This window comes from Pararhizobium sp., assembly GCF_965279435.1.
In the GTDB taxonomy this organism is placed as follows: Bacteria; Pseudomonadota; Alphaproteobacteria; order Rhizobiales; family Rhizobiaceae; genus Pararhizobium.
This window is the reverse complement of sequence record NZ_CBDIHY010000002.1, coordinates 895,277-910,563: the sequence shown is the minus strand read 5'-3', so window position 1 is coordinate 910,563 and position 15,287 is coordinate 895,277. Positions and strand designations below refer to the sequence as shown.

15 protein-coding genes and 1 pseudogene are annotated in these 15,287 nt (G+C 59.1%); 10 read left to right on the top strand and 6 right to left on the bottom strand.

Features of this window, described 5'->3' with window-relative positions; translation table 11 throughout:
• Window positions 1–118: 118 nt before the first annotated feature.
• Window positions 119–1,039 (top strand): dihydrodipicolinate synthase family protein, encoded by a 921-nt coding sequence (locus ACQY8Q_RS05665; protein ID WP_428425496.1) that lies wholly within the window; start codon window positions 119–121, stop codon window positions 1,037–1,039.
• Window positions 1,036–1,443: a RidA family protein gene (locus tag ACQY8Q_RS05660; protein ID WP_428425494.1), complete on the top strand. Its 408-nt coding sequence runs from the start codon at window positions 1,036–1,038 to the stop codon at window positions 1,441–1,443. The genes ACQY8Q_RS05665 and ACQY8Q_RS05660 overlap by 4 nt, the downstream gene beginning before the upstream one ends.
• Window positions 1,444–1,500: 57 nt before the next feature.
• Here the strand turns inward: ACQY8Q_RS05660 and ACQY8Q_RS05655 are convergent, their stop codons facing one another.
• Window positions 1,501–2,109, bottom strand: a complete 609-nt coding sequence (locus ACQY8Q_RS05655; protein WP_428425492.1) for a malonic semialdehyde reductase — start codon at window positions 2,107–2,109, stop codon at window positions 1,501–1,503.
• A gap of 297 nt (window positions 2,110–2,406) precedes the next feature.
• On the opposite strand from ACQY8Q_RS05655, the gene ACQY8Q_RS05650 reads away from it, so the two are divergent.
• The 5 genes from ACQY8Q_RS05650 (at window position 2,407) to ACQY8Q_RS05630 (ending at window position 6,619) form a co-directional block, all read left to right on the top strand.
• On the top strand, window positions 2,407–3,330 hold the full coding sequence (locus tag ACQY8Q_RS05650) for a fumarylacetoacetate hydrolase family protein (protein ID WP_428425490.1): 924 nt from the start codon (window positions 2,407–2,409) through the stop codon (window positions 3,328–3,330).
• Window positions 3,331–3,383: 53 nt separating this feature from the next.
• Window positions 3,384–4,382 (top strand): ABC transporter substrate-binding protein, encoded by a 999-nt coding sequence (locus tag ACQY8Q_RS05645; RefSeq protein WP_428425488.1) that lies wholly within the window; start codon window positions 3,384–3,386, stop codon window positions 4,380–4,382.
• A gap of 27 nt (window positions 4,383–4,409) precedes the next feature.
• Window positions 4,410–4,952, top strand: coding sequence for a VOC family protein (locus tag ACQY8Q_RS05640; RefSeq protein ID WP_428425486.1), 543 nt, complete (start codon window positions 4,410–4,412; stop codon window positions 4,950–4,952).
• Window positions 4,953–5,018: 66 nt separating this feature from the next.
• Window positions 5,019–5,783, top strand: coding sequence for an ABC transporter permease (locus tag ACQY8Q_RS05635; RefSeq protein ID WP_428425484.1), 765 nt, complete (start codon window positions 5,019–5,021; stop codon window positions 5,781–5,783).
• A 23-nt stretch (window positions 5,784–5,806) separates the two neighbouring features.
• Window positions 5,807–6,619 (top strand): ABC transporter ATP-binding protein, encoded by an 813-nt coding sequence (locus tag ACQY8Q_RS05630; protein ID WP_428425482.1) that lies wholly within the window; start codon window positions 5,807–5,809, stop codon window positions 6,617–6,619.
• 104 nt (window positions 6,620–6,723) lie between these two features.
• Here ACQY8Q_RS05630 and ACQY8Q_RS05625 read toward each other — a convergent pair.
• The 5 genes and pseudogenes from ACQY8Q_RS05625 to phnD all read right to left on the bottom strand — a co-directional run.
• Window positions 6,724–6,811 (bottom strand): annotated as a pseudogene (locus tag ACQY8Q_RS05625) (IS6 family transposase); the annotation flags it as partial.
• Window positions 6,812–6,927: 116 nt separating this feature from the next.
• On the bottom strand, window positions 6,928–8,070 hold the full coding sequence (locus tag ACQY8Q_RS05620; protein ID WP_428425480.1) for an ABC transporter substrate-binding protein: 1,143 nt from the start codon (window positions 8,068–8,070) through the stop codon (window positions 6,928–6,930).
• A gap of 36 nt (window positions 8,071–8,106) precedes the next feature.
• Complete coding sequence (locus ACQY8Q_RS05615) at window positions 8,107–9,207, bottom strand: ABC transporter ATP-binding protein (protein ID WP_428425478.1); 1,101 nt, start codon at window positions 9,205–9,207, stop codon at window positions 8,107–8,109.
• Window positions 9,207–11,051 carry an ABC transporter permease gene (locus ACQY8Q_RS05610; RefSeq protein WP_428425476.1) on the bottom strand — a complete coding sequence of 615 codons (1,845 nt, stop codon included), beginning with the start codon at window positions 11,049–11,051 and terminating at the stop codon, window positions 9,207–9,209. Before ACQY8Q_RS05610 ends, ACQY8Q_RS05615 begins: the two co-directional genes overlap by 1 nt.
• 45 nt (window positions 11,052–11,096) lie before the next feature.
• Window positions 11,097–12,236, bottom strand: coding sequence for a phosphate/phosphite/phosphonate ABC transporter substrate-binding protein (gene phnD, locus ACQY8Q_RS05605; protein ID WP_428425474.1), 1,140 nt, complete (start codon window positions 12,234–12,236; stop codon window positions 11,097–11,099).
• On the opposite strand from phnD, the gene ACQY8Q_RS05600 reads away from it, so the two are divergent.
• The 3 genes from ACQY8Q_RS05600 to ACQY8Q_RS05590 are packed head-to-tail and all read left to right on the top strand — an operon-like array spanning window position 12,159 to window position 15,222.
• Window positions 12,159–12,839, top strand: coding sequence for a response regulator transcription factor (locus ACQY8Q_RS05600; protein ID WP_428425472.1), 681 nt, complete (start codon window positions 12,159–12,161; stop codon window positions 12,837–12,839). The genes phnD and ACQY8Q_RS05600 overlap by 78 nt on opposite strands.
• Window positions 12,839–14,230 carry a sensor histidine kinase gene (locus ACQY8Q_RS05595; RefSeq protein WP_428425470.1) on the top strand — a complete coding sequence of 464 codons (1,392 nt, stop codon included), beginning with the start codon at window positions 12,839–12,841 and terminating at the stop codon, window positions 14,228–14,230. Before ACQY8Q_RS05600 ends, ACQY8Q_RS05595 begins: the two co-directional genes overlap by 1 nt.
• Window positions 14,227–15,222, top strand: coding sequence for an ABC transporter substrate-binding protein (locus ACQY8Q_RS05590; protein ID WP_428425468.1), 996 nt, complete (start codon window positions 14,227–14,229; stop codon window positions 15,220–15,222). The genes ACQY8Q_RS05595 and ACQY8Q_RS05590 overlap by 4 nt, the downstream gene beginning before the upstream one ends.
• Window positions 15,223–15,287: the final 65 nt, after the last annotated feature.

Sequence of the window (15,287 nt, the reverse complement as noted above, 5' to 3'; positions counted from 1 at the left end):
CGTCGCGCATTTCGATACGCGCGAAGAAGAATTGGGACGTGAGATCATGCGTTTTGCGTTGGAAGAATGTAGCCTCTTTTCCTGCGGCCTCTCCTGTCAAAAGCGAAAGTGAACTAACATGAGCCCGGATCTGCTTTCCGTTTATGCCCCCGTCCTTACTCCCTTCAATCCCGACCTGAGCTGCAATACGACGAAGTTCATCGACCATTGCCGTTGGCTCGTCGATCAGGACGCCGGCCTTGCGATCTTCGGTACCAACAGCGAGGCGGCGTCCCTTTCGCTTCGTAAGAAGAGAAAGTTGCTGGATGGCGTCATGGAAGCGGGCATTCCGGCGAGAACGCTAATGCCCGGTGTCGGTGCGTGCAGTCTTGAGGAAACCATCGAGCTGACCTGCGCAGCTGTTGATGCCGGCGCCCCTGCAGTGCTCGTTCTGCCGCCCTTCTTCTTCAAGCCGGTGACGACGGAAGGTCTGGCCCGCTATTACGGCAGTCTCATCGAGGCCGTCGGCTCGGACAGGCTGTCGATCGTGCTCTACCATATCCCCCAGTTCACCGGCGTGCCCATTACCGTCGAACTGATCGAGACGCTGCGCCGCCGCTACCCGGCCAATATTCTCGGCGTCAAGGACAGCTCCGGCGACCGCGATAATCTCAACCGTTATCTGGCGATCGGCGGTGGCTTCCGCGTTTTCCCGGCATCGGAAATCCTGCTCGGCGAAACGATCGAACGGGGCGCTGTCGGCTGCATTTCTGCGACCGCCAACGTCAACGCCCGGGCAATGGTCGATGCCGTCTCGGCAAGTGCCTCGGTTGGCGCGGCGCAGGCGTTTTCCGCCGTGGCTCCGGTGCGCTCGCTGTTCCAGCAGTTTCCGATTATCCAGGCGATGAAACTGGCGCTGGCCCGCCATAGCGGCGATGCCAGCTGGCGTGCCGTGCGTCCGCCTCTGGTGGAAATGGATCAGCAGACCGTGCAGAAGTTCATCGCGGCATCTACCGAGATCGGCTTCAAGCCCTGGACAGCCGAGTTGGAAAACGCATGAGCCCACCGGATGCCGGCCGGGCGAAGCCGCTGGCCAATTATCCTTATTTGCGCCAGGCGGGAGGATTGTTCTTCCTCGCCGGTGTCAGTGCCAGGCAGCCTGACGGAACCATTGCCGGCGTTGCGAGAGGAGCCGACGGAACCATCGCCTATGACGTTGCGCAGCAACTGCGCGCCATTATAGCCAACATCGCCACAACGCTTGCAACACGAGGCGCAACGCTTGCTGATCTCGTCGACGTGACCGTGTACCTGACGGATATGGCCGACTATGGCGCCATGAATGCCGAATACAACAGGTGGTTCGGCGCCGATGGGCCGACCCGCACGACCGTCGGGGTAAAGCAATTGCCACACCCCGACATGGTGGTCGAACTCAAGGTGGTGGCAAGCGCGACGGCTTGAAGCCGTTTGCACTGTTCTACAAGCCCCCGGCGATGCTTTCGCCGGGGGCTTTGTCCGTCACAGGACCTGGCAGACCTCATCAAAGGAAAAGCGGGGATGGCGCGCAAACAGCTTTGCGGGGTCACCATGGCCGAGACCGCAGAGGAAATTTACCCTCAAGGACGTGCCCGTAAAGAAAATCTCGTCGAGCTGCTTTGCATTGAAGCCGGAGATCGGGCCGCAATCGAGCCCGAACGCACGCGCCGCCAGCATGTAATAGGCCGCCTGCAGCGTCGCGTTGCGGAATGCGGTGTCCTCGACAAGGTGCGGGTTGCGGTCGAAAAAGCCTTTTCCGTCCGTATGGGCAAATAGGAACGGCAGGTGCTCGGCAAACGCAAAATCGGTCGCGAAAATTGCAACAACCGGGCAGGTCATCATCTTTTCAACATTTCCGGCGGCGAGCGCAGGCTTCAATCTCTCCTTCGCCTCATCGCTGACGAGATAAACGATGCGCAGCGGCGAGCAGTTCATGCTCGTCGGCCCCATCCGCGCCAGTTCATGGACCTGTTCGAGAAGGGCTGGCGCCACCGGACGCTCGAGCCAGCCATTCTGGCTTCTGGCGTCCGAGAACAGGCGTTGGAGCAAAGTGCCGTTCTGCTGGGTTTGGTGTGCCGTCTGGTGATCCATGGATTGTCCTTCGTTTCTCTGAGGCTGGAGAGTGAGTTTTGTCATTCAGGGTCTGAGATCGCAGTGGTGCGGCCAGTTCACGTTCGACGAACTGGTTCGGCGATACGAGACCGCACTCTCTCAGCCACGTCATCGCTTCAACGAATGGGCCGCCCCCACTTCATGGAAAATTCGATCGGTCTCGCTGCTGCTTTTGTGCTGCCCCTCATCTCTGTGTGCACTAATGCGCTTGACAAGCATACACAAAAAAGAAATTGTATGCAATAACGATACCGACAGCATGGAAGGAGATAGCCGGTGGTTTGGCATGCACTTGGACAGAGGATCATCAGGGAAGAAGTTCGCCCTGTCTTGGTAACCGAGCTGGGGGTCTATGATCTCGACTTGGTCGCACGGGTCGCGGGGCGCCCCGGAGAAGCCTGGAGCCGGTGGCTGTCAGGCGGTATCTCAGCGATGCTCGATGCGTGGACGGATGTTGAGCCAGCCCTTGCTGCCCTTGCTGACAAGGTTGTCGAAAGTGGCCCGAAATTCGAGCCGCTGGGAACGGGGACGAAGCTTTGCGCGCCCTATCGCCCGACGAGGATCTTTGCTACCGCTTCGAACTATGTAGAGCATGCGCAGGAGATGGGGACGGTGCTAGCGGCGAAGTCCGAGAGTCAGCCCTTCGTGTTCATGAAGGCGGATTCCTGCGTTATCGGTCCGGATGAGGCAATCATCATCCCGGCACGCGCCGAAAAGGTCGATTGGGAGGTCGAACTTGCCGCAGTGCTCGGCATTGGCGGGCGCGATATTCCCGTCGAAAAAGCACTCGATCACGTTGCCGCCTATACCGTGATCAACGACATCACGTCCCGCGATCTGACGCGGCGCACGGACTTTCCATTCAAGCATGACTGGTTCCGCGGCAAGAGCTTCGACACGTTCGCGCCGCTCGGCCCGTGGCTCGTTCCAGCCGATTGCATCGGTGATCCGCAGAGCCTGCGACTGACGCTCGATGTCAACGGCAAGCGTAAGCAGGACGACAGCACCGGCTCGATGATCTTTTCCGTTGCCGAGCAGATTTCCTATCTCTCATCAATCCTGACGCTTCGGCCCGGCGATCTCATCGCCACCGGGACACCGGATGGCGTCGGCATGGGAACCGGAGAATTCCTGAACCCGGGTGACATCGTGACCGCGTCAGTCGAAAAAGTTGGAGCGATCACCAACCCGATCCGGTGATGTCGGGTTAACACATATAAAAACGCCGTGATGGCAAAACTGAGGAGGACAGTATGGCTAGCATGTTTGGAAAATCGCTTCGTCTGACTGCGTTGGTTGGAGCACTCGCATCGATGATGACGGCAGCTTCGGCGGCCGAGAGCATCTCGTTCAACATGTCCTGGTTGCCGCAAGGGAGCGTTGGAGGCGTTTTCGTTGCCAAGGCCAAGGGCTTTTATGATGAAGCCGGTCTCGACGTATCCGTCTACCAGGGATACGGCGGCCAGCGCACCGTCAACGAAATCGACCAGGGCCTGTTCGATATCGGTTACGGCGATCCGGTGAGCGTTATCCTGAACCGCGCCAATGGCGGCAAGGCCGTGTTCGTTGGTTCGATCAACACCGTTTGGCCGGGTGCGCTCTGCTACCTGCAGAAGGACGGTGAAGCGGCTCCCAAACTCGCAGATTTCAGCGGCAAGTCGGTCGGCGGCGGCGCCACATCGCCGGTGCAGAACATCGTTCCAACCTGGCTTGAACAGAACGGTTTGCCCAAAGATCACCTGAAACTGCTGCGCATGAACCCGGCTGTCATTACCTCGGCGTTCCTTGAAGGTCAGGTCGATCTTGCCGAATGCTGGGAAGGTGCCAGCCTGCCAATTCTCACTGAGAACGCCCAGGAAACCGGCAAGACAATCGGCATGATCAAGTACCGCGACTTCGGCTTGGACATGTACGGCAGCGGTTTCGTGACTACCGAGGCGATGCTGACCGACAAGCCGGAGGTTGTCGATAAGTTCCTCGACGCGTCCTATCGCGGCTACGAGTATATGGCACAGCATCCGGATGAGGCCGCCGATCTGATCGTCAAACAGTATCCGACGCTGAAGAAGAGCGTGGTGCTGGGACAGATCGAGCAGATCAACGCACTGGTTCGTGATCCGCATGCGGAAAACAAGGACCTGGGCTTCGTTCGCTCCGATCGCATGGAAAAGACCATGGGTTTCGTCCGCAATGCCTTTGTCGTCGACGACAGCATCAAGACGACAGATCTTTACCGCAACATCAGCCGATAAGGCTGGCTCAGCCCCGGGATTGAGACAATGAAGAAGAAGATCAACGTGCGGAAACTGGGCCATATGGTCCTGATGGTCCGGGATATCCAGAAATCCGTCGAATTCTACACCAGCATCGTCGGACTGGAGGTTTCGGACTGGATTGAAGACAAGATGGTTTTTCTGCGGGCAGGAAGCGATCACCACGATCTCGCCCTGTCGCAAATACCGGCGGATTCGCCCGATCGCGACGACCTGCCGAAATATTCGAGGCCAGGTCTCGAGCATTTCTCCTATCTGGTCGACAGCCTGGAGGACATGGAGGCTGCGGCCGAGATGCTGCAGGAACGCGGCGTTGAAATCGTCCGCGGTATCGGCAAGCATGGTCCGGGTGCCAACTGCTTCCTGGTGTTCAAAGACCCCGACGGCAACAATTGCGAGATCTACTGCGACATGATCCAGGTCACGGAAGACAATCCGCATACGCCGCAGGTCTGGGAGCGCAATATCGAGGCGTTCGATCAGTGGCGCTTTGCGCGCTTCGTCGTGCCGCCACCGCACCAGGTGATCAAGGACAAAGAGGGGCAGTAACCCCAGGGCGCCGGCGCCGGCCGGCGCCGTTCACCACGGATGCCAACTCGCTTTTTGGAGGCCTATATGCCAGGCGTTAGTTCACGGCTTGTCGCCTATTCGCAAGTCATCTTGTTTTTCGGTGCGTTTCTACTCTTCTGGGAATATGGCGTCCGATATTTTGAAGTCAAAAGCTACATTCTGCCGCCGATCTCGGCGATCGCCATTGCCGTCTGGGAATCCAGAAACGCAGTCTTCGAGCACTCGATGTATACCCTTGCAGAAGTGCTGATCGGGTTTGGGGCAGCTGTCATCGTCGGCGTCATGCTCGGCATGATCGTCTATGTCTCACCGTTTGCCCAGCGCACCATCTATCCGCTGGTCACCGCCTTGCAGACGACACCGAAAAGCGCCTTGGCGCCGCTGATGATCGTCTGGTTTGGCTACGGCTTCATCTCCAAGGTGGCGATGGCGTTCCTGTTCGCCTTCTTCCCGATAGTGGTTGCGACACTTGGCGGTTTCGCCGGAACGTCGAAGAACCTCGAGGAGCATTTTCGCGCTCTGAACGCCGGTCCTTGGCGCACCTTTACCACCCTGCGTCTGCCGAGCGCGCTTCCGAGCTTCATCGACGGCTGTCGTGTTGCCATGCCGCTGGCGATGATCGGCGCGATCATCGGTGAACTCGTCGGCTCGGACCGGGGTCTTGGCAACCTGATCATGCTCGGCACGGCATCGACGCGCACCGACCTGGTGTTCGGCTGCATCATCGTCATCACGATGATCTCGCTGGTGCTCTATGCCCTGATCGAATTCGCGGCAAAGTCCGTCTGGTGGCGGGGTATCCAGGTATGAATATTCGTTTTCCGGAGGAAAAGATGGTGTCGACAGCCACAAGCGAACTGCCCAACGCGGGCGAGGGCCTAGATGCCGTCTCCGCAGCCAATCACATCGAGGCGTCTGGGCTCTCCAAGAGCTTCGGAGCATTCAAGGCGCTCGAAGACATCAACTTCACTATCAAGAACCAGGAGTTCGTCTCGGTGCTAGGGCCGAGCGGCTGCGGCAAGAGCACCCTCCTGCGTATCATGGCTGGACTGATCCCTTACGAGACCGGGACGGCCAGCATCAAGGGCGAAAAGGTGCTGTCACCGCGCCCCGATATCGGAGTTGTTTTCCAGACCAATAACATGCTGCCTTGGCTGACCGTCCGCGGCAATGTCGAACTCGGTGCACGCATCCGCAACATGCCGGCCGCTGCCCGCGATACGGCCGTCGATAAGATCCTCGAAGTGCTGTCGCTGACCAAGTTCGCCGACGCGCATCCGCACCAACTGTCGGGCGGCATGCGCCAGCGCGCGTCGATCGGCCAGGCCCTGGTTCTCGATCCGCCGGTACTGTTGATGGACGAACCCTTCGGTGCGCTTGATGCACTCACCCGCGACAAGCTCAATGTCGAGCTGCTGCGCATCTGGCAGGAGCATCGCAAGACCGTTATGCTGATTACCCATAGCATCGCCGAGGCCGTCTTCCTGTCCGACCGCGTCCTGGTGATGGCCGATCGCCCCGGCAAGATCATCGACGAGGTCTTGATCGACCTGCCACGCCCGCGCAATGCGGCGACAACCCGCGCCATGCCGAAGTTCGGCGAATACGTCACCTATCTCGGGAGAGTAATGGGCGTCGCGAACTAGGCGGAGGGTAGCGTTCCCTGTACCTGGTTCGGCCCAGGATGACTACGAGGGGCCAGCCGATGGGATAAGCCTGGAACGCAACGTCAATCCCGCCCTTAGCCAGCAATCTTCTTCCTGACGCAGGCTTAGCGGAAAGCGTAAGTAGAGCCACACTGCAGGCGCCGTGATCTCAACGGGAAACCGTATGCTTATATCTCGGCGCTAACATCGGTCGGCGGGTTCTAACTCGTGCCAGTAAAGACAGCCGCAAACGTTAATACGATACTGCCCATGACCCCACGCCTGTTCAGGCGTGGGGTCATGGATGTTCAGCGGGAGTACTGCAGCCAGAAGTCCTGCCAATCCTGAAGCTTGGCAAAATCATCCGGTGCGGTTTCCGAGTGATTCACGTAGAGAAGATCGGCGTATTTGGCGATGCCGGATACTTCTTTCTCCGGCATCTTGGCCTCAATGTTCGTCGAGATCTTGCCGTCGCCGAGTTGGGGGGCCATGCCTTCTTCCGTCATCATGAAGCGGGCGAAGAGCTTGGCGGCGTTGGGGCTCTTGGTGCCAGCGGCGATCACCGCGACGCGTGGCGTGAGCTGGCCGACCCAAGGCTTCATCTCCTTGCAGATGCCCATCCCGTAACCATCCTTCTTGGCGTCACGGAAAATGGCAACGCTGAGGAAACCGATTGGTGGCTTTTCCTGACCCGGAGCGCCAATGACCGGACCGACGTCGGTATCGCTACGGGTGACCATCGGCTTGTTCTTAGCCAAACGCTTGACCCATTCAGCCGTCGCGCTCGTTTCCTCCGTTTTCAGCTCTTCGCCGAACTGGGCCTTGTAGGCCTCGCGCATCGCGGCGTCGTCATGCGTGGCGATCTGGTTGAACCAGAACATGGTCTCGTTGCGCAGAAGCGGATCGGGGATGGCGACACGCCCCTTCCATTCCCCGGTCGTCAGTGCCCAGAGATTGCTGACCGGGCAGGCCTCACCGTGAATGTCGGTGTTATAGGCGAAAACCCACGGATTGTTGCTGGTGATCGCCGGGCTCTGATAGGCGGCCGGGATCTTGTCCTTGAGGTCAGGGGCAAGCCAGGAAACGCCATGGCCCTGCGGCAGGATCTGGCTGGTCACAGACGGCAGATTGCTCATGTTGAACACGTCGGTGCGCACGTTGCCGGCGGTTGCTTCACGGGCGATGACCTGCTCCTGGTCCTGGCCGCTCATTTTCACGCCGGTTGCCTTCAGGCCGTATTTCTTCGAGAAATTCTCGGCCATCGAGACGATCTTGCCGGTCGCGTCGATAACCGTGATCGGTGCTTCCTTCTTGGCAGCCTCGATCAGTGCTTCCAGCGAATACTCGCTATCGGGAATGCCGATTTCCTTGGGCTCCTGGGCCATCGCCTGTGTCAGGCCGATTGCCAGAGCGGAAACGCCCGTCAGCAGGCCGATGAGTGTTTTAGGCATGTCTTTCCTCCGTTGCCTTTGGTTTTCGCGTGCCGGTCAAAGGGCGACGCGCTTCTTCTCCCGGTCGAAAAGATGCAAGTGCTCTCTTTCGACCCAGAAATGGATGATTTCGCCCTTGGCCCGGCGTGGGTTCTCGGTCGCGATGGCGAGAAAGCGGCTGCCATCCACGTCAAGCTCGACAATCCAGCTGCCGCCAGTAGGCACGACGTCGATGATGGCAGACCGGCCGGCTGCACAGCGTGTCGCTTCGCCGTCGGCAAGCGCTCCAAGGCGCACCGCTTCTGGCCGGACGCCCGCCGAGGCGATGGTGGCACCACTCAGTTCGAAATGCGCGAGAACAGTCTTGAGCCAGCCGAGCAACGGGCTGGACTGTCCAGCATTCATCTCGATGATGTTGATCGGTAGACTGCCGACGAACTCCGCGACGAAACGGTTGGCGGGGCGCTCGTAGATGTCGTCGGGCGTGCCGACCTGCTGCAATTCGCCCTCGCTCATCACCGCAATGGTCGTCGCAAGCGTCATGGCTTCCCACTGGTCGTGGGTAACGAAAACGATGGTCGAACCGGCTTCCGCATGGATACGCTTCAGTTCCGCGCGCATTTCCAACCTCAGTTTGGCGTCGAGGTTGGAGAGAGGTTCATCGAGAAGGATGATGGATGGATTGAGCGCCAGCATGCGAGCCAGCGCGACGCGCTGTTGCTGTCCGCCGGAAAGCTGGGCCGGGTAGCGGTTTGCATATTTGGCAATGCCGAGTTTCGTCATGACCCGGTCGACGGTCGCATCACATTCGACAGTAGCAGTCTTGCGCAGCTTCAGGCCGAACTCGACGTTCTGGCGGATCGTCATGTGCGGCCACAGGGCGTAGTTCTGGAAGACCAGACCCATGTTTCGCTTTTCCGGAACGGTGAAGATGCCCTCTTCTACCGAAACGATCGGCTTGCCATCGACGAGAATGCGGCCATCAGTCGGATGTTCCAGGCCTGCAATCATGCGCAATGTCGTCGTCTTGCCGCAACCGGACGGGCCGAGCAGGCAGAGAAACTCCGACTTGCCAATCTCCATGCTGAGATTGCCGATTGCGGCGGGGCCGCTGCCGCCATAGCTCTTGCCGATGTTTTCCAAAGTGATGCTGGACATTACTTGCTTCCGATCCCGTCTGAGAGGTTGCTCTTGCCGATTTTCTGGACGAGCATCGTGCCGGTGAAGGCGACGATGCAGAGCATCAGGACGACTGCGTTTGCAGCCTGGCCGTAGCCATAATCGACAAGGCGGATTGCGTAGGTGGTGAGGAGGTCTGTGCCGGGAACGGCAAGGACGACAACCAGGCTGAGCCCTTTGATGCCGGAGATGAAGGGCAGCAGGATTGCCGAAACCAGGGCGCCGCGCTGGATCGGCAGGACGATGGAACGCATGCGGCGGAACCAGCCTGCGCCGACAATCTGGCCGGCTTCCTCCGGCTCCCGGCCGAGCTGCATCATCGAAGAGATACCGGCGCGGGAGGCGAAGGGCATCTGGTCTGCAAGGATGGCAAGAACCAGAATGAACGGCGTGCCATAGAGTGCCGGCAGTGGAGGACGCGCCACGGCGAACATCGACAGATAAGCCGCCGCAAACGCGATGCCGGGCACCAGATAGGGCAGGAAGGTGATCTGACGTAGCGCCACGGAAACGAAGGGTACGGGCGACCGCACGACGCAATAGCCAACGAGCAGGCCGAGCACGCCAGCGCCGGTGGCGGCAAGTCCGACCATCCAGACGGTATTCCAAAGCGCCAGCCAGAACTCGCCGGTTAGCAGGATGCCCTGTTGTAGGGCGGTCGTGCCAAGATTGGTGCCGATCCAGTAATCAAGGGTGAAGTTGTCGAGGCTGAAAGAGCCCGGAACCCGCATCACCGTCGTCAGCGCCAGGGCCATAAGCGGTATGCCGGCGCTGACGAAAAACATTGCAAGCGCCCAAAGCACCGCTGGAACCTGCCATTTGCCCAGTGCGGTCTGGCGCACCATCGCGCCCTTTGATCCGATGGTTACAAAACGCTTGGCCTCCTTGAGAAGGCGCATGTCGATGACAACGGAGATGGTGCCGACGAGGACGATGACGCCGGCAAGCACGGCGGATGCGCCCGCCTGGCTGGTCGAGATGGCACGGAACAATGATGTCGCAAGCACGTCGAAGCCCACCGGGACGCCGAGCACATAGGCAACGCCAAAATCACCAAGACATTTGGCGAAGATCAGCGTCGCCGCCGACACCAGCGATGGCATCATCAGCGGCAGGATAATCTTGCGAGCTACGTCAAGAGGGCGTGCGCCAAGACTGCGTGCCGAATCCTCGAGTTGCGTGTCGAACTGCTTCAGGGCGTTGCCGAACAACAGGATGACGAACGGCGCATAGTGCAGCGCCAGGATGAGCGCGATCGGAAAAGCGCCATAGGCGAACCAATCCGGTGGCGTGAAACCGAACGTCTCCATCCAGCTCGGAAGTCCGCCGGTGGTGCGGTTCTTGAAGAGTGTCAGCCAGGCAAGGGCGAACGTCCAGGACGGCAGCATGTAGGGTACGAGTAGGGCCGTGGAGAACCACTTCTTGCCGATGAGATCCGTGCGGCTGAGCAGCCAGCCGATCGGTGCGCCGACGAGAAAAGCAATAATGATGGCTGCGGCGGATATGATCGCGGTGTTGGCCAGTGGCCACCAGAAGAGATCCCGCGAAATCGGTGAGAAGAGCACGCGGTTCAGATAGTAAACCGTGAGCTCGCCGAGTTGCTGCTTGGTGCGTGTCACATCGGCAAAATGCACGGTGACCGCGTCGGCGAGCAGCAGGACGACCGGGGCGAGGATGAGGTAAGCGAAAACTATCAGCAGAAACAGACCGAGCAGCAGTGTCGGGTCCGTGCTGTTGACGCGTATCAGATAGGAGAGCCTTCTCCAGGGGGGAGCCGATCGAGGACGCAGACGATCCTCCGGCAAAATGTTTTGCAGGGTCATGGGGTCACTTGTTTCGTGCGGAAAGGAAGGGTGTCTTTAGATATGTCAGTCCGGTAAGGCGCCGACCGCGGCGATGACCTCGCGAACAGTCTGCCATGCCGCGTCGTAGTGGACCGGGAGGAACTCCTCGTCACCGTTGAAGGCGGCAGTCATCTCGGGCGGAAAACGGAAGGCAAAGAAACAGGCTTTCAGTTTCTTCGTCAGGTCGGGATGAAGATCATGGGCATGGGCAAAAGCCGATGTCGGAAACAGTGGGCTTTCATACAGCACCCGTATGGCTTTCCGGTCGACCGCGCCACGCTCCACCAGGCGCTGAAGCACATCCGATGCGACGGCCGCCATGTCATAATCGCCGGACACAACGCCCATGACGGACCTGTCGTGCGCACCAGACATGATCGGCTTGTAGTCGGCGTCGGGCGTTAGACCCTTGGCCGGAAACAAGGCCCGGGGTGCAAGATTGCCGGAGTTCGACCCTGCGGAAACATGGGCGACACGTTTGCCTTTCAGGTCGGCGAGCATGTGGTAGGACGAGTCCGCGCGTACGATTGCAACAAGATGGTAGCCGCGCACTTCGCCGTTCTGTCCTTTCGTGGCGAACGGCACAGCACCTGCCGTGTTGACGGCTGCAACCGTGGGGCCGGTGGAGAAGCCGGCAAAATGCAGGCGGCCGGCCCGCATCGCAGCGATTTCCGCCGAAACCGATTGCACAGGATAATAAACGATCTGCCGGTTCAGGCAGGCCGAAAGATGTTTCGTGAACGGCCGAAAAAGTTGAGCGTAAACCGCCGGTTCCTCGATCGGGGTGAATCCCCAGACAAGTGTATCGGGATTGTGCCATTTGGACGGATCCAGGGGGATATCCGCCACGAGATCACCGTCGGCGTCGCAATAGGCCCGGTCCAGGTCTGCGCGTTTTTGACACGATTCAGCATGAGCAGCGGTACTGCTGATTGCTAGTAGCATGACCAGCATTCCCCATGCCGCAAGGGTGCGGTGGCACTTCATTTTTCTCCTCCCGAAGTGTTTTACCGTCTCGCGTTCGGCAAAGCACTTGCTATAGGAAGAGGGATATCCCGAAATTCCTGTCAGAGTCCTGTCAGCCCCATGCGTATTCTGGTCATAGAAGATTCTGTCGATATCGCCGAAGCGATCGAAGCAAAGCTCTCGCGGGCAGGGCACCATGTGACATGGTCTCAAGACGGCATCTCAGGTGAGGAGCTGGCCATTCATGGTGAGTTTGATGTTGTGGTCCTCGATATCAACCTTCCTGGTCGAAGCGGATTCGAAGTGATGGCGCATATGCGGCGGCGCAATTCGCCGACGCCGGTCCTCGTCATCACCGCCCGTAATCAACTGGATGACAAGATCAGCCTGCTTGATCTTGGTGCGGACGACTACATCGTCAAGCCATTCGATCTCAGCGAACTCGAGGCGCGGCTGAGGGCGGTGACACGCCGGCACCAGGGGCTTGCCAATTCGCTCATCCGGATCGGTTTGCTCGAGGTGGACATGTCTACCCGTGCAGCGCGTGTGGGTGGCGACCCGCTTGAGCTGGGGCGGCGCGAGTTCGAGGTTCTGGAAACGCTCGCGATTCATGCGGGCAATACCGTCAGCAAGGAGAGGCTTTATATAAAGCTCTTTGGCCATGATGATGCTGGAACGCCGAACGCCGTCGAATTGCTGGTCTCGCGTGTCCGCAAAAAACTGGAAGCCGTCAACGTCGAGATCGTTACGCACCGGGGAGCCGGATACATGCTGCGCGGCAAGCTCGATGCGGTGAGTTGATGGCGCGCCTGTCGATAGAACGGCGGCTGCTGATCAGCACAGCATGCCTTTTTCTTGTTATCGGAAGCGTGCTTGCCCTGACTGTGCGCGCCTATGCTCACCGCGCAGCCGATGAGGCTTTCGATCGCGTCATGACAGCATCTGCACTCGCCATTGCCGATACTGTCGGCATTGAAGAGGGCGAAGTGACGGTTGATATTCCCTATTCGGCATTTGCCATTCTGGGGACCTCCCGTCTCAACCGCGTTTTCTACAAGGTAACAGCGCCCGATGGCAGCCTTGTAACGGGCTCGCCCATACTGGGTCTCGACATGCCGGCTGTACAGGGGCGAGCACTGCATCTTTATGATGCCCTCTACAGGGAAAATCCGGTGCGGGTCGCTTCGGTGCAGCGCTATCGCGCCGACACGGTGACAGGAACAGGTGGCTGGATCGGGGTTCTGGTCGCGGAAACCAGGGAGGCACGCCAAGAGCTTGCAGAAGAGCTAACTGTTAAAGGAATGCTGCCGGCCGTGGCAGTTGCGCTCCTGTCGGGCGGTCTTATCCTCGTGTCTGTGCGCTCGGCGTTCGCACCGCTGCGTCTTATTGAAAGCAATCTGCGGGCGCGGCGGCCCTCTGATCTCAGCCGTATTGACAAGGAAGTGCCGGTCGAAGTGTCGGCCCTCGTTTCCGCGCTAAACGAATTCATGGATCGGTTGGGCTCGGTACTCGACGGGGTCAAGCGCGTCGCCGCCGATGCCGCTCATCAATTGCGGACCCCGCTGGCCGCTATTCAGGCACAAGCGGAGGTCGGGCTTGACGAAGCGGAAGACCCACACGTGAAAAGACGGCTTTCCCGTATCTATCACAACGCACGTGAGGCTGGCTTATTGGCAAACATGTTGCTCTCCGAGGCAACGACGATGCACAGTCTCGAAACGCAGGAGCGCGAAATCATCGATTTTCGCACGGCTGCGGAAGACGCTTTGCAAATGCTGAGGGCAGAAAGCGCCTATGCGAATCTGATGCATTTGCTGGTCCTGAATGTACAGGAAACCCCAGTCCCCATCGTCGCGGAACATATCGCGTGCCGGGAAATGGTTCGCAATATTATCGAGAATGCTTTCATCCACGCCCCTGGTCCGACATATGTGGACGTTGCGATCCGGCAAGGCCAGGCAGTACTCCAGGTGATGGACAGGGGACCTGGAATACCGGACTCGTCAAAGAGCAAGGTATTTCAACGCTTTGCGCGCGCGGATCATCGGCATCCGGGCACCGGCCTTGGCCTTGCGATCGCCAAGGACGTTGCTGTGGCGTTCGGGGGCGCGATTTCCGTTGCCGATCGCGTCGGCGGGGGGCTTGTTGTAGAGGTCACTTTGCCTCTTGCTTTCGTTGGAGATGCCTCATGAAGTCTCTGACTGCTTGGCCGCGAAACGTTGCGCTTTACCTTTTTCTGCTGTGCTGGACTGTTCCCTCTACTGTGCTCGCCCAAGAGCCAACGATAAGGCTGGCAGGTGTTGTCAGCGAAGAGCGGATCGCGCCGTTGCTAGAGGCGCTGATGGCCCGCATACCCCGGGCAAAACTCTCCTATGAACGGCTTTCCGCCGCACAGATTGCTGCGGCCGCGAAACAGTCCGCCAATGCGCCTTTCGACATCGCTCTCCTTTCATCACCGGACATTGCTGTTTCCGTTGCAAATGAAGGGTATGCCGCGTCCGATGAAACGGTCGGAGCAGTCGCCCCCGTGCAGTGGCGAAATGAAGTGTTTGGCTTCTGGCCGGACCCTGCCGTCATCGTATTGCGTCGAGATGTGTTTACTGAGCGAATGCCCCGGACCCGCATCGAACTGGTGCGCGCACTGGAGCAGAACAGCAGTCGTCTGTCCCGGCGGGTTGGAATCGTCAATATCGGCATTGACGATGTCAGCTACCTGCTGGCATCGCAGGATTCGATACGGACGTCGCTCTATTGGCGGCTGATGCGTGCCTTCGGCGGGGCGAAAGCGCGGATCTACGATACGACAGATGATCTGATGGACACTCTCCAAGCCGGAGAGCTGGATGTCTTGTACAACGTCCCGCTCTCCACATTGCCAATCGGCGAAAACATGCTGGAAGGTATGGAGATTATAGCCCCGCAGGATTATGTCCTTGCCGTTCCGTGGGTCGCGTTCATGCCGAAGGGCGCACCGAACCTTGGCGATGCGCGGGTTGTCCTTCGCGCGCTGCTGTCGCCGGTTAGCAAGCCAGCACTTTCAGAAGTGGGTCTCACTTATTCCAAAGGCTTCCCAGGGCTTGATAGTCTCCAGAGCATCGAACTCGGCCCGGAACTTCTCGTGTTTCGTGACACGATCAAGCGTAGCAAGTTTCTCGATATATGGTTCCAGATGGTGGTCGATTGATGGCGCGCGCGTTGGGAGCGGGGTGGAGATCTTGAACCTCCGCCATTTTCCCGGTCCGAGAGGAT